This is a genomic window from Streptomyces longispororuber, assembly GCF_014656095.1.
Classification (GTDB): domain Bacteria; phylum Actinomycetota; class Actinomycetes; order Streptomycetales; family Streptomycetaceae; genus Streptomyces; species Streptomyces longispororuber.
Window position 1 is genome coordinate 1 of the sequence record NZ_BNBT01000111.1, and the last position, 13,697, is coordinate 13,697.

Consider the following 13,697-nt stretch of genomic DNA (forward strand, 5'->3'; position numbering starts at 1 on the left):
CAGGCCGTGGCGTCCACGCCGCAGGCCGTGCCGCCCGCCTGGGCCCGCCCGCTGGCCAAGCCCCCCGTCCGCAAGCTCGCCGAGGACCTGGGCGTCGACCTCGCCACGGTCACGCCGACGGGCCCGGACGGCGTCATCACCCGCGAGGACGTGCACGCGGCCGTGGCTCCGGCCGAGCCCGCCGCGGAGCCCACGCGGCCCGCGGCGGCCCCGGAGCCGGTGGCGGCGGCCACCGCCGACGGGCGCGAGACCCGCGTCCCGATCAAGGGCGTGCGCAAGGCCACCGCGCAGGCGATGGTCGACTCGGCGTTCACGGCGCCGCACGTCACGTTGTTCGCGACGGTGGACGTGACGCGCACGATGAAGCTCGTCGAGGAGCTCAAGCAGGATCGTGCCTTCGAGGGGCTGCGGGTGAACCCGCTGCTGCTGATCTCCAAGGCCCTGCTGGTGGCGATCCGCCGCAACCCGGACGTCAACGCCGCCTGGGACGAGGAGAACCAGGAGATCGTCAAGAAGCACTACGTGAACCTGGGCATCGCCGCGGCGACCCCGCGCGGTCTGATCGTGCCGAACATCAAGGACGCGCACGCCAAGACCCTGCCCGAGCTGGCCGAGGCCCTCGGCGAGCTGGTCGGCACCGCCCGCGAGGGCCGGACGTCGCCGGGTGCCATGCAGGGCGGCACGATCACGATCACGAACGTCGGCGTCTTCGGCGTCGACACGGGCACGCCGATCCTGAACCCCGGCGAGTCCGCGATCCTCGCGGTCGGCGCCATCAAGCTCCAGCCGTGGGTGCACAAGGGCAAGGTGAAGCCGCGTCAGGTGACCACCCTCGCGCTCTCCTTCGACCACCGCCTGGTGGACGGGGAGCTCGGCTCGAAGGTGCTCGCGGACGTGGCGGCGGTCCTGGAGCAGCCCAAGCGGCTGATGACCTGGTCGTAGCCGCACGGACGCGCGAGTAGCAGCGCGCGAAGCGCGAGAAGGGGGCCCGCCGCGGTGTGCGGCGGGCCCCCTTGCCCGTATCTCCGGGGAACCCGTACTTCCGGGGAACCCGTATCTCCGGGGAACCTGTACTTCCGGGGAACGCGTATCTCCGGGGAACCCGTATCTCCGGTGGAGGTACGCGCCCTTGTCCCCGGGGAGTTACGCGACCTTGAAGCCGTAGTCCAGGACCTTCTTGGCGTCCGTGTAGCGCGACGTCTTGGACGACGACATCAGGACCGAGCCGACGAGGGTCTTGCCGTTCCGGGTCGCGGCGAAGACCAGGTTGTACTTCGCCTGGGAGCCGGAGCCGGTCTTGACGCCGATGGCGCCGCGGTAGCTGCCGAGCAGCTTGTTGGTGTTCTCCCAGGTCGGCATCCCGCGGGTGCCGCCGTTGGGCATCGTCGGCTTCGCCTTGTAGCTCTTCGTCTTCACGAGCGAGCGGAAGGTGGAGTTCTTCATCGCCTTGACCGTCAGCTTGGTGAGGTCGCGCGGCGAGGAGTAGTTGGCCCCGTTGCTTATGCCGTCGAACGAGTCGAAGTGCGTGTTGCGCAGGCCGAGGTCGCGGGCGTTCTTGTTCATCTTGCCGATGAAGGACTTCACCCGGGCGCCGCGGCTGGAGCCGCTGCCGTACTTGTCGGCGAGCGCGTAGGCGGCGTCGCAGCCCGAGGGCAGCATCAGGCCGTACAGCAGGTCGCGGACGGTGGCCCTGTCGCCGACGATGAGGCCCTTGGCCGACGAGGCGCCGTTGCGGACGATGTAGTCGCTGTACGCCTTCTGGTACTTGACCTTGGTGTTGAGGTTCAGGTTCCGCTGGGTCAGGACCGTGTACGCGGTCATGATCTTGGTGGTGGAACCCGTCTTCAGCCGGGAGTCGGCGCTCTTCGTGAACAGGGTCTTGCCCGTACCGCTGTTCATCAGGAAGCCGCCCTTGGCGGCGATCGACGGCTTCGGCGGGGTGGCGGCCTGCGCGGGTGCCGTGATGACGGCGGTCGTCATGACGGCTCCGGCCGTGACGACGGCGGCGGCGGATACCCGGCGGATGCCGGTTGTCCGGATTCTCAAGGTGAACGCTCCATTGTCCCTGATGCGTGAGTTGAGCGGTCCCCGCCTCAATGCCCTTGGTGCGCTTGAGGCAAGGGGGGCCGCCACGGACAAGACTCCCGAGGGGGTGGGAGGGATGTACGGAGGACGGGAAAAGTGACCCGAAAGTTGTCGTGTTCCCGGTCGCATGGCGGGAAGCCGTCCGGTTTGTGGTGATCGGCGAGTGATCTGTCCGCTGTGCGGACAAGGGTGAGAGGGCTTCCGGTGGGGCGCCGTCCGGATCGTGGACGGAAGATCCATCGCATACGTGTTGTATCTATGCTGTGCGCATGCCCCTCGCCCCCACGGTCCCCGCCGCGCCCGCCACCGCCGCCGCCTCCCGCCGGGAGACCGGCGGGAAACAGCCGCCCGCAGCCGAGCGGGTCTACGCCCACGTCAAGCGGGGCGTCCTGGAGCGCCGCTACGAGGGCGGCACCCTCCTGACCGAGGGCGAGCTCGCCGAGGCCGTGGGGGTGTCCCGTACGCCCGTGCGCGAGGCGCTGCTCAAGCTGGAGGTGGAGGGGCTGCTGCGGCTCTACCCGAAGAAGGGCGCCCTGGTGCTGCCCGTCTCGGCGCAGGAGATCGCGGACGTCGTCGAGACCCGGCTCCTGGTGGAGACGCACGCGGTGCGCAAGGCGGTGCCCGCGCCCCCGGGCCTGCTCGACCGGCTCGCGGAGCTCCTGGCGGAGCAGCGGGAGCAGGCCGCGGCGGGGGAGCTGGCCGCCGCCGCCGTGACCGACCGCTGCTTCCACGCCGAGATCGTCCGCAGCGGCGGCAACGACATCCTGTCGCGCCTGTACGACCAGCTCCGCGACCGCCAGCTCCGGATGGGCGTGGCCGTGATGCACTCCCACCCCGACCGGATCGCCAAGACGCTCGCCGAGCACGAGGAGCTGCTCGCCGCGCTGCGGGCCGAGGACGCGGACGCCGCGGTGGCGGTCGTCACCCGGCACGTCGGCTGGTTCCAGCACCTGGCACGGGGAGCCACCCGATGAGCGCCCCCGCCCGGCTGCCCGGGGACCCGCCCGGGGGCGGGCGCGCCGTGTTCGTGTGGGGCGTCGGCGTCGCCGTCTACTTCGTCGCCGTCACCTTCCGCACCTCGCTCGGCGTCGCCGGCCTCGACGCCGCCGACCGCTTCCACGTCAACGCCTCGGCCCTGTCGACGTTCTCGATCCTCCAACTGCTCGTCTACGCGGGCATGCAGATACCCGTCGGCCTGATGGTCGACCGGCTCGGCACGAAGAAGGTGCTGGCGCTCGGCGCGGCCCTGTTCACCCTCGGCCAGCTCGGCTTCGCGCTCGCGCCCTCGTACGGGACGGCGCTGGCGGCCCGCGCGCTGCTCGGCTGCGGCGACGCGATGACGTTCATCAGCGTGCTCCGGCTCGGCACGCGCTGGTTCCCGGCGCGGCGCGGGCCGCTGGTGGCGCAGCTCGCGGGGCTCGTCGGCATGGCGGGCAACCTGATCTCCACGCTCGTCCTGGCCCGGCTGCTGCACGGGGTCGGCTGGACGACCGCGTTCGCGGGCAGCGCGCTCGCCGGGGTCGTCGTCCTCGTCCTGGTGGCGCTGTTCCTGAAGGACCACCCCGAGGGGCACGAGCCGCCGCGGGCCGCCCGCGACGCGGACCGGCCGGACTCCGGCCCGGCCTCCGTACGCCGGCAGATCTCGCTGTCCTGGCGGGAGCCCGGCACCCGGCTCGGCCTGTGGGTGCACTTCACGACGCAGTTCCCCGCGATGGTGTTCCTGCTGCTGTGGGGGCTGCCGTTCCTGGTCGAGGCGCAGGGCCTGTCGCGCGGCACGGCGGGGGACCTGCTGACCCTGGTGGTCCTGTCGAACATGGCGGTCGGCCTGGTCTTCGGCCAGATCGTGGCCCGGCACCACACGGCGCGGCTGCCGCTGGCCCTCGGCACGGTGGCCGTGACGGCGACCGTCTGGGCGGGGATGCTGCTGTACCCCGGCGACCACGCCCCCATGTGGCTGCTGATCGTGGTCTGCGCCGTGCTCGGGGCGTGCGGTCCCGCCTCGATGATCGGCTTCGACTTCGCGCGGCCCGCGAACCCGCCGGAGCGCCAGGGCACGGCGTCGGGCATCACGAACATGGGTGGCTTCGTCGCCTCCATGACGACGCTGCTCGCGGTCGGCGTCCTGCTGGACGCCACCGGCGACGACTACCGGATCGCGTTCTCGGCCGTCTTCGTCCTGGAGGCGGTCGGCGTCAGCCAGATCCTGCGGCTGCGGGGGCGCGCGGCGCGCCGGGAGCGGGAGCGGCTCGTGGCGAGCCGGGTGGAGACGGTGCACGTACCGGCGGCGTGAGACGCCCGCCCCCGGGCGGGGCACGCCGGGCGGGCGGGGAGGGGGCGCGTCCCCCTCCCGCCGCACCCGCGTCGGGGCGTGGGCCCTGCGGCCCGCACGGCGTCGGCCGGTCGAGATGTCAGCTCGTCGCCAAGGCGCCAGTGCGCCGGGCGGTCAGCGCGTCGGGCCGTCGGGATGCCGGGCCGTCGAGACGTCGGGATGCCGGGATGCCGGGCCGTCGAGACGTCTGGTCGACAGGGCGTCGGGCCGTCAGGGCGTCACGGAGAAGTTGCCGAGGATGGCGTCGCCGAGGTCCTGGTCGCCCTCCACCTTCACCCGGTCCCTGACCGCCGCGTAGGTCACGCGTCCGCAGGCGAGGCGGGAGTACGTCTCCCAGTCCGTGCCGATGGTGACGAGCGGGCCCAGGGAGGGGGTGTTGTCGACGGTGCCCCTGCCCTCGGCGTCCACGCGCACGGTACGCAGGAACTCCACGGGCCCGCTCACGTCGAAGACCACGGCGGAGTTCGCGGGGGCGCCCGCCTTCTTGGCGACGACCTTGCCGAGGCCGAGCAGCATCAGGTCGCGGGCGACGTACGCGCCCGGCGAGTCGAGGTTCCCGGGCTGCCGCAGCGCCACCCGCAGGTCCTGCTCGTGCACCCACACGTCGAACGCCCGCAGTCGCATGGCCAGTTCCAGGGTCTGCTCGGTCCCGAGGGGACCGCGCACCGGGGTCTCCGGGGCGCGCGACTCGTTCCGGATCTGCCGGTTGCGGCGGATGATCGTGTACTCCAGCTCGGCGGTCATCTCCGGGGCCGTGTGGTGGCGCCGGACGTCCACCTGCATCTCCATGTACCGCTGGCCCTCGGTCTTCACGTGGTACAGGTCCCGCGGCAGCGTGTGGATCGGACGCGGGTCGCCCAGCATCTCGCAGTCCAGGCCGATCACGTGCGAGACGATGTCCCGGACCGACCAGCCCGGGCACGGGGTTGGCTGGTTCCACTCGCCCTCGGCGAGCGGGGTCACCAGCTCGGATATCGCTTCCACGGCGTGGGCCCAGGCATCGGCGTAGGTTTGCAGGCTGGGATGGAGACTCACGGGACCCCTCGGCGGTCGTACGCGGGCGGTGGGTGTCTGAGGGCTTAAGTTACGCTGCCCGTGGGCACCCCGGCAGTGCTTTCGTGTGACGATCGTAGGCCTACTCGACGGTTCGAATGCCAGGACGGTGGTACTGTGCGCGCCTCTCTCCTCCAGATCGCCGTAGACGATGACGAATCCGTCATCTCCCGTCGGGCGCGCGTCTCTTCGCTGGTCCGCGAGGTGGCCGAGCGGGAGGGTTCCGGCCTGGTCGTGCTGCCGGAGCTGTGGACGACGGGGGCCTTCGGGTACGAGGCGTTCGCCGCGGAGGCGGAACCGCTGGAGGGACCCACCTACGAGGTGATGGCCGAGACCGCGCGCGCCGCGGGGGTCTGGCTGCACGCGGGCTCGATCCCCGAGGCGGGCGACGGGACCCTGTACAACACCTCCCTCGTCTTCTCCCCCTCCGGCGAGCTCGCCGCCGCGTACCGCAAGATCCACCGCTTCGGCTTCGACAAGGGCGAGGCCGTGCTGATGGGCGCGGGGCACGAGCTGGCCACCGTACGCACGCCCGAGACGGTCCTCGGCCTCGCCACCTGCTACGACCTGCGGTTCCCCGAACTCTTCCGGGGGCTGGTGGACGCGGGCGCCGAGGTCTTCGTGGTGCCGGCGGGATGGCCCGCGCGGCGTCGGGCGCACTGGTCGCTGCTCGCGCGGGCGCGGGCCGTGGAGGACCAGGTGTACGTGCTCGCGTGCGGGACCGCCGGGACGCACGCCGGGGTCGAGCAGGCGGGCGCGAGCGTCGTCGTCGACCCGTGGGGCGGGGTCCTCGCCGAGGCGAGCCCCACGCGGGAAGCCGTGCTCACCGTGGACCTCGACCTCGCCAAGGTCGCCGGGACGCGGGAGCAGTTCCCCGCGCTGAAGGACCGGCGGCTGGGCGTGGCCGCGCCGGGGCTGTGAGGGCGGGGCGGTACCCGGGGGCTGTCGCCGGGCGCGCGGGGGTCGTGGCGTTCGCCGTCGTCGCGGCGTCTGCCGTCGTCGTGGCGTTCGCTGTGGTCGTGGCGTTCGCTGTGGTCGTGGCGCGGACACGGTCCTAGTCCCCGCCGCGTTCCTTCTCCGCCAGGCGGATGACGCAGACCGCGACGGCCACGAGCAGGGCCGGGTCGACGTCGTCCCTGGTGATGTGCAGGCCGTAGGTGTCGCGCACGCTGAACCAGCGCCGGGAGATGTCCGCGAGCAGCTCCCCCTCGTACTCGACGGCGAACTCCCGGTCGAGGATCTTGCCGCTCACGTCCAGCTCGTGGCCGTCGGCCAGGGCCACGCGGTAGTGGTTGCGCAGCAGCGAGAGCCGCTTGCGCTTCACCGTCGCCAGCGGCTCGCCCTCGCGCTCGACGACCATGGTGTCGCGCAGTGCGAGCATCTTGGCCTTCATCTCGACGAGCACCCGCCCCTGCGGGTCCTTCAGCTCGAAGGTGTCCCGCAGCCGCATGGCCTTGCCGTCGACGAGGAAGACCTTGTTGCCGCGGTCGTCCTCGATCCAGTAGTCGTCACCGATGCCGAAGATCCGGTCCCGTACGAGAAGCCTCATGCGGCACGGGTACCCCCGAAGCGGGCGGTTGGTCCCCCCGGTCGCCGGGACGGGTGACGGGGCGGGTGGCGTACGGCCGCCGGGTTCGGGCCGGGCCCGGGCCCGGCCCCCGGTCAGCCTTCGAGGAACGCCCGCAGCGCGTCGGCCAGCATGGGCGGGTCGTCGGACCCGCACAGCTCGCGGACGCTGTGCATGGACAGGATCGCGACGCCGATGTCGACGGTCTTGATGCCGTGCCGCGCCGCCGTGATCGGGCCGATCGTCGTGCCGCAGGGCATCGCGTTGTTGGACACGAAGGACTGGAACGGTACGCCCGCCTTCTCGCACGCGGCGGCGAACACCGCGCGGCCCGCGCCGTCGGTGGCGTACCGGTTGTTGACGTTGACCTTCAGGATCGGGCCCCGGTTGGCGCGCGGGTGGTGCGTCGGGTCGTGCCGCTCGGCGTAGTTGGGGTGCACCGCGTGGCCGGTGTCGGAGGACAGGCACACCGTGCCCGCGAAGGCGCGCGCCTTGTCCTCGTACCCGCCGCCGCGCGCGAACACCGAGCGCTCCAGGACGCCGCCGAGCAGCGGGCCGTCCGCGCCGGTGTCGGACTGCGAACCGTTCTCCTCGTGGTCGAAGGCCGCCAGCACCGGGATGTACGGCAGCGCGTCGGCGCCGGGCCCGGTGGCGACGGCGGCGAGCGCGGCCGTGCCGGCGTGCACCGACAGGAGGTTGTCCATGCGCGGGCCCGCGAGCAGCTCCCGGTCGCGGCCCAGGTACGCGGGCGGCTCCACGGAGTGGGTCATCAGGTCCCAGCCGGTCACCTCGCCGGGGGTGAGGCGGCACTCCTCCTCGACGAACCGGATCAGATCGCCCTCGCGGACGTCGTCGCCGAGGCCCCAGATGGGCTGCATGTGCTTCTGCTTGTCGAGCTTGAGGCCCTCGGTGTGCACCGACCGGTCCATGTGGATGGCCAGTTGCGGCACGCGCAGCAGCGGCCGGTCGATGTTGACCAGGCGGGTGGTGCCGTCCCGCAGGGTGAGGCGGCCCGCGAGCCCGAGGTCGCGGTCCAGCCAGGAGTTCAGCAGCGGCCCGCCGTAGATCTCGACGGCCACCTGGCGCCAGCCGTGCGCGCCGGTGTCCGGCAGCGGCTTCACGCGCAGGTTGGGGGAGTCGGTGTGCGCGCCGACGATGCGGAACGGGGTGTGGGCGGCGGCGGACTCCGGCACGTACCAGGCGATGATCGCGCCGCCGCGCAGTACGTACTTGCCGCCCGTTCCGGCGTCCCAGGCGTCGGTCTCCTCGACCTGCCTGAATCCGGCCTTCTCTAGGCGCTCCGCGGCGCTCGCCACGGCGTGGTACGGCGACGGGCTCGCCGCCAGGAAGGACATCAGGTCGTCGGTGTGACCGCGGTCGAAGGGTGTGCGCATGGCGCTCAGCCTAACCAGGCCCCTGGGCCTTGAGCGGGCCTGCGGCCGCGGCTGTTCTCGCGGGGCTCCGCCCCTGCCCGGGTGGGGGGTTTCGCCGCGCTGCGCGCGGCGTTGCTTCCCACCCGCCCGCCCGTGCTGCCCCTGCTGGGGGCTGGGCCCTCCCGTGGGGGTGGGCGCCGTTGGCGGGTGCGGGTGGGTGGGTGGTTTCGCCGCGCTGCGCGCGGCGTTGCTTCCCACCCGCCCGCCCGTGCTGCCCCTGCTGGGGGGCTGAGCCCTCCCGTGGGGGGTGGTCCGCCGCCGGCGGGTGCGGGTGCGTCGGGTGGTGTCGCAGCGGTGGCCCGGTCCGAAGGGAGCGGGCCACCGCTGTGCCGGCAGGGGTTAGAACGCCGCCTCGTCCAGCTCCATCAGGTCGAGGTCCACGGCCTCGGAGAGGGCGCGCTGGGTGGCGACGCCCGGGAGGACGTTCGCGGCGAAGAACTTGGCCGCGGCGATCTTGCCCTGGTAGAAGGGCACGTCCTTCGCGGAGGCGGAGGGCAGCTTCTCGGCGGCCACCGCGGCGCCGCGCAGGAGCAGGTAGCCGACGACCACGTCGCCGGAGGCGAGCAGCAGGCGGGTGGTGTTGAGGCCGACCTTGTAGATGGACTTGACGTCCTTCTCCGTGGCCGCGAGGTCGGTGAGCATGACGCCGACCATGGCCTCCAGCTCGACGGCGGCCTTGGCCAGCTCCTCGCGGGCCGCGGCGAGCTCCTCGCCCCCGGTGCCGACGGCGAGGAACTTCTTGATCTCCTCGGCGAGGCCGTTGAGCGCGGCGCCCTGGTTGCGGACGATCTTCCGGAAGAAGAAGTCCTGGCCCTGGATGGCGGTCGTGCCCTCGTAGAGCGTGTCGATCTTCGCGTCGCGGATGTACTGCTCGATCGGGTACTCCTGGAGGTACCCCGAGCCGCCGAAGGTCTGGAGCGACTGGGCGAGCTGCTCGTAGGCCTTCTCGGAGCCGTAGCCCTTGACGATCGGCAGGAGCAGGTCGTTCAGGGCGTGCAGCGTGCTCGCGTCCTCGCCCGCGGCCTCCTTGAGCGCGATCTCGTCCTGGACGGCCGCGGTGTGCAGCACCAGGGCGCGCATGCCCTCCGCGTACGCCTTCTGCGTCATGAGGGAGCGGCGCACGTCCGGGTGGTGCGTGATCGTCACCTTGGGCGCGGTCTTGTCCATGAACTGGGCCAGGTCGGGGCCCTGGACGCGCTCCTTGGCGTACTCCAGGGCGTTGAGGTAGCCCGTGGAGAGTGTCGAGATCGCCTTCGTGCCGACCATCATGCGGGCGAACTCGATGATGCGGAACATCTGGCGGATGCCGTCGTGCTTGTCGCCGATCAGCCAGCCCTTGGCCGGGTGCTTGTCGCCGAACGTCATCTCGCACGTGTTGGACGCCTTGAGGCCCATCTTGTGCTCGACGTTCGTCGCGTACACGCCGTTGCGCGCGCCCAGCTCGCCGGTCTCGAAGTCGAACTCGTACTTCGGCACGAGGAAGAGGGACAGGCCCTTGGTGCCGGGGCCGGCGCCCTCGGGGCGGGCGAGGACGTAGTGGAGGATGTTCTCCGACATGTCGTGCTCGCCGGACGTGATGAAGCGCTTCACGCCCTCGATGTGCCAGGAGCCGTCCTCCTGCTGCACGGCCTTGGTGCGGCCCGCGCCCACGTCGGAGCCGGCGTCCGGCTCGGTGAGGACCATCGTCGAGCCCCACTGCTTCTCGACGGCGATCTCGGCGATCTTCTTCTGGACGTCGGTGCCCTCCTCGAAGAGGATCCCGGCGAAGGCCGGGCCCGAGGAGTACATCCACACGGCCGGGTTGGAGCCGAGCAGCAGCTCCGCGTACGCCCAGATGAGGGAGCGGGGCGAGGTGGTGCCGCCGATCTCCTCGGGCAGGCCGAGCCGCCAGTACTCGGAGTCCATGAAGGCCTGGTAGCTCTTCTTGAAGGACTCCGGGACGGGCGCCGTGTTGGTCTCCGGGTCGAACACCGGCGGGTTGCGGTCGGCGTCCTCGAAGGAGGCGGCCAGCTCGTTCTCCGCGAGGCGGGCGATCTCGCTGAGGATGCTCTTGGCGGTGTCGACGTCCATCTCCGCGAACGGGCCGGTGCCGTACAGCTTGTCGCGGCCGAGGACCTCGAAGAGGTTGAACTCGATGTCGCGGAGATTCGACTTGTAGTGCCCCATGGCGACGGCTCCGTTTATGGCTTGGGAGGCGGGGACCTCGTAGGCGTACCAGTAAGTAGCTTGTCGTCTCAAATGATGCTACCCGCCGGTAATAAGAGGCAACCCCTGAGCGTCCAAGTGTGAGCTGGGTCTACTTCGCCGTGCCAGGGCGGGCGGCCGCCCGGCGCAGATGGTCGGTTATCAGCCGCTGCCACTCCGTGGGGTTCTCGGCGAACGGGAGGTGGCCGGTCGCGAGCTGTGCCGTGCGCGCGCCCGGGATGCCCGCGGCGACCTCGCGCTGCAGCGCCGCCGGGATGAGCTGGTCCTCCGTCGTCGTGATCACCAGGGTCGGAGCCGTGATGGTGGGCAGGTCGGCCCGGGTGTCCGTCCGCGTGACCAGGTCCACGTGCTCGGCGGTGCCCTCCGGGGCCGTCTGCGCCGTCTCCCGCAGGGCGGTGGCCAGGGCCTCGGGGGACAGGGAGTCCAGCGCCGCAGGGCCGAGCGCGAGGGGCAGCAGGAAGCGGGCCAGGGTGTCCCGGTCGCGGGACAGGGACAGGTCCCGCCAGACCTCGGCCGTGAGCCGCGTACGCGCGTCCAACCGCGCGAAGGGCGCCGTCAGGGCCAGTGCCGTCACCCGCTGCGGGTGCCGCGCCGCCGCCCGCACCGCCACGGCCGTGCCCAGTGAATAGCCCGCTATCGCGAAGGTCTCCAGGCCTTCGGCGTCGGCCGCCGCGACCAGCTCGTCCGCGAGGGTGTCGAGCGTGAGCGGCGTCCGGGCCCGGGGGGTCGCGCCCGTGCCGGGATAGTCCACGCCCACGACGCGGTGGGCCGACGTCAACCCCGCCATCAGCGGGCCGAAGTTGGCCGCGACCGAGCCGCCCGCCCCGTGCGCGAGCAGTAGTCCGGGGCCGGACCCCGCGACCGTTCGCCCGAACGTCGCGCGGCGTGCGGGGCGCGCACGGTCCGCGGGACGCGCCGATGGGGACGCGGACGGCGAATCCCCTGCTGAGGCCGGTGCTGTCGAGGTCGGTGCCTAGGAGCGTACGGGCATGGCTGGTCCCCCTTCGGTCCGGCGGCTCGACTATCTGTAGCCGCCACTACAAAAACCGTAGCCGGGTCGCCCTGTATTTGTCTAGCGGTCGCTAGAGAAAGTTTTCGGCGGGGCCCCGCGACGCTCTCGGTAGGCTGTGGGGCATGTACGGCTACGACCAACACACCGGTGTCGGCCAGGGGTACGCCCCGCCGCAGCAGCCGCAGCAGCACGCGCAGATGCCCGGTGGTTACGGCCAGCAGGCCCCGCTGTACCCCGAGCCGTCGCCGCCGTCCCTGGCCGACGCGGTGCGCGCGTTCACCACGGGCTCGATGTCCGCCGAGGACTTCCAGCAGATCTTCGCGACCTCGAAGGTCTACTGCCCGCGCGGTGACAATCCGGGCTTCCTCGCGCTGCACAACACGCAGCAGCCGGTCATCCCGATGTTCACGTCCCTGAAGGAGCTGCGCCGCTACGCCGGCAAGGACTCCAAGTACTTCGTCATCACCGGCGCCGAGGTGATCGACCTCCTGCCGACCGGCTACGGCTTCGTCCTCGACATGGAGGGCGACCACCGCATGGTGTTCGACGCGAAGGCCGTCGAGCAGATGGTGGACTTCGCCATGCGCCGCATGTACGGCTGACCGGCCCCGACCCCGACCCCGCCCTCGCCCCACCCCCCTGCCCGGGGCGGCGCGCTCCTTCCTTCCCGCGTGTGCGGGTCGCGCGCTCTCGTCGTGCGGCCCTTGCGTTCTCGCTGTGCCGTCCGTGCGCTCTCCTGCGTGCCGTCCTCGCGCTGACCTCGCCCTCGTACGGCCTGGCTGATCCCGCCGGGTCGGGTTGAGGGCTGCCCTGTCGCGGCTCTCCTCGCTCCTGTGTGGTGCCCTGCGTGCCGTTTTTCGTGGCTGGTGGTGCCTTTGGTGCCCGTGCGTTTTCAGTCATCGGGTGTTCGTTCCGGCGGAGCCGGGGAATGCCGTCCGGCTGTGCCGTGTTCGGAGTGGCAAGAAGTTCTACGTTCAACTAATCTGAGCGTACGAGGAGGTCCGAACCATGCCTGCAGTGACCGTTGAGAACCCGCTGACCCTGCCCCGCGTGACCGTGCCCGCCGATGCCGTGGCGCGTCCCGTGCTCGCCGTGCGGACCGCACCGAGCGGCTACGAGGGCGAAGGGTTCCCGGTTCGCCGGGCCTTCGCCGGGATCAACTACAAGTGTACCTGATCGACGGCACCTTCGTGCACCAGGACTCCAACGGTGGTGGCGGCACCATCCGCAACGGTGACACCCAGTGGATGACGGCCGGGTCGGGCCTGCTCCACATCGAGGCGCCGCCGGAGTCGCTCGTCATGTCCGGTGGGCTCTTCCACGGGCTACAGCTCTGGGTGAACCTGCCCGCCAAGGACAAGATGATGGACCCGCGCTACCAGGACATCCGCGGTGGTCAGGTGCGGCTGCTCACCTCGCAGGACGGGGGCGCGCTGCTCCGGGTCATCGCCGGTGAGCTCGACGGGCACGAGGGGCCGGGCATCACGCACACCCCGATCACCATGGTCCACGCGACGGTGCGGCCCGGTGCCGAGGTCACGCTCCCCTGGCGGGAGGACTTCAACGGGCTCGCGTACGTGCTGGCCGGGCGCGGGACCGTGGGCGCGGAGCGGCGGCCCGTGGAGCTCGGGCAGACCGCGGTGTTCGGGGCCGGTGGGTCCCTGACCGTGCGGGCGGACGAGAAGCAGGACTCGCACACTCCGGATCTGGAGGTCGTGCTGCTGGGCGGGCTGCCCATCCGGGAGCCGATGGCGCACTACGGGCCGTTCGTGATGAACACGCGGGCGGAGTTGCAGCAGGCCTTCGAGGACTTCCAGAAGGGGCTGCTGGGGTCGGTCCCCGCGGTGCACGGCATGTGACGCCGCCCTTGGCCCCTGCCCCTGCCCGGGGCGGGGGCCTTGCGAGGAGTTCCCCCCTGGGCGAGGCCTCCTGAACCCTTGCCCGGGGCGGGGCGTCGGGAAGCGCCCTGCCTTGGGTGGAGCCCCTACCGCCGGTAGTGCCCCTGTCAGGAGG

Annotated in this window: 11 protein-coding genes and 1 pseudogene; 6 read left to right on the forward strand and 6 right to left on the reverse strand. The window is 71.7% G+C overall.

Going from position 1 to position 13,697, the window contains the following annotated elements; translation table 11 throughout:
* On the forward strand, positions 1-942 hold a 942-nt coding region (locus IE330_RS27220; RefSeq protein ID WP_190138779.1), incomplete at its 5' end, for a dihydrolipoamide acetyltransferase family protein.
* Between the two features lie 201 nt (positions 943-1,143).
* On the opposite strand, the gene IE330_RS27225 is transcribed toward IE330_RS27220, so the two are convergent.
* The gene (locus IE330_RS27225; protein ID WP_190138798.1) at positions 1,144-1,980 is read right to left on the reverse strand and encodes a D-alanyl-D-alanine carboxypeptidase family protein; all 837 of its coding nucleotides are present in this window, start codon (positions 1,978-1,980) and stop codon (positions 1,144-1,146) included.
* 374 nt (positions 1,981-2,354) lie between these two features.
* Here IE330_RS27225 and IE330_RS27230 point away from each other — a divergent pair, with 374 nt between their 5' ends.
* Entirely contained in the window at positions 2,355-3,059 is a 705-nt protein-coding gene (locus IE330_RS27230) for a GntR family transcriptional regulator (protein WP_190138780.1), read from the forward strand.
* Complete coding sequence (locus IE330_RS27235) at positions 3,056-4,375, forward strand: MFS transporter (protein WP_190138781.1); 1,320 nt, start codon at positions 3,056-3,058, stop codon at positions 4,373-4,375. The genes IE330_RS27230 and IE330_RS27235 overlap by 4 nt, the downstream gene beginning before the upstream one ends.
* 249 nt (positions 4,376-4,624) lie before the next feature.
* Here IE330_RS27235 and IE330_RS27240 read toward each other — a convergent pair whose 3' ends face one another.
* Positions 4,625-5,449, reverse strand: a complete 825-nt coding sequence (locus tag IE330_RS27240; protein WP_190138782.1) for a maleylpyruvate isomerase family mycothiol-dependent enzyme — start codon at positions 5,447-5,449, stop codon at positions 4,625-4,627.
* Between the two features lie 135 nt (positions 5,450-5,584).
* Here IE330_RS27240 and IE330_RS27245 point away from each other — a divergent pair, with 135 nt between their 5' ends.
* Complete coding sequence (locus tag IE330_RS27245) at positions 5,585-6,388, forward strand: carbon-nitrogen family hydrolase (protein WP_190138783.1); 804 nt, start codon at positions 5,585-5,587, stop codon at positions 6,386-6,388.
* Between the two features lie 133 nt (positions 6,389-6,521).
* Here the strand turns inward: IE330_RS27245 and IE330_RS27250 are convergent, their stop codons facing one another.
* The 4 genes from IE330_RS27250 to IE330_RS27265 form a co-directional block, all read right to left on the reverse strand.
* Entirely contained in the window at positions 6,522-7,016 is a 495-nt protein-coding gene (locus IE330_RS27250; protein ID WP_190138784.1) for an LURP-one-related/scramblase family protein, read from the reverse strand.
* Positions 7,017-7,129: 113 nt separating this feature from the next.
* A complete protein-coding gene (locus IE330_RS27255) occupies positions 7,130-8,428 on the reverse strand; it encodes a M18 family aminopeptidase (protein WP_190138785.1) in 1,299 nt (432 codons plus the stop codon).
* Between the two features lie 378 nt (positions 8,429-8,806).
* Positions 8,807-10,633, reverse strand: coding sequence for an acyl-CoA dehydrogenase (locus IE330_RS27260; RefSeq protein WP_190138786.1), 1,827 nt, complete (start codon positions 10,631-10,633; stop codon positions 8,807-8,809).
* Positions 10,634-10,763: 130 nt separating this feature from the next.
* Positions 10,764-11,510 (reverse strand): alpha/beta fold hydrolase, encoded by a 747-nt coding sequence (locus IE330_RS27265; protein ID WP_190138799.1) that lies wholly within the window; start codon positions 11,508-11,510, stop codon positions 10,764-10,766.
* A gap of 296 nt (positions 11,511-11,806) precedes the next feature.
* Here IE330_RS27265 and IE330_RS27270 point away from each other — a divergent pair, with 296 nt between their 5' ends.
* Together IE330_RS27270 and IE330_RS27275 are read left to right on the forward strand one after the other, a co-directional pair.
* Positions 11,807-12,286 carry an SseB family protein gene (locus IE330_RS27270; protein ID WP_190138787.1) on the forward strand — a complete coding sequence of 160 codons (480 nt, stop codon included), beginning with the start codon at positions 11,807-11,809 and terminating at the stop codon, positions 12,284-12,286.
* A 406-nt stretch (positions 12,287-12,692) separates the two neighbouring features.
* Positions 12,693-13,543 (forward strand): annotated as a pseudogene (locus IE330_RS27275) (pirin family protein).
* The last annotated feature ends 154 nt before the right edge of the window (positions 13,544-13,697 follow it).

Excerpts from the sequence above, each read along its gene's own strand:
- IE330_RS27260 (WP_190138786.1), bottom strand. The coding sequence starts at position 10,633 with ATGGGGCACTACAAGTCGAATCTCCGCGACATCGAGTTCAACCTCTTC.
- IE330_RS27235 (WP_190138781.1), top strand. The coding sequence starts at position 3,056 with ATGAGCGCCCCCGCCCGGCTGCCCGGGGACCCGCCCGGGGGCGGGCGC.
- IE330_RS27225 (WP_190138798.1), bottom strand. The coding sequence starts at position 1,980 with ATGACGACCGCCGTCATCACGGCACCCGCGCAGGCCGCCACCCCGCCG.
- IE330_RS27270 (WP_190138787.1), top strand. The coding sequence starts at position 11,807 with ATGTACGGCTACGACCAACACACCGGTGTCGGCCAGGGGTACGCCCCG.
- IE330_RS27255 (WP_190138785.1), bottom strand. The coding sequence starts at position 8,428 with ATGCGCACACCCTTCGACCGCGGTCACACCGACGACCTGATGTCCTTC.
- IE330_RS27250 (WP_190138784.1), bottom strand. The coding sequence starts at position 7,016 with ATGAGGCTTCTCGTACGGGACCGGATCTTCGGCATCGGTGACGACTAC.
- IE330_RS27230 (WP_190138780.1), top strand. The coding sequence starts at position 2,355 with ATGCCCCTCGCCCCCACGGTCCCCGCCGCGCCCGCCACCGCCGCCGCC.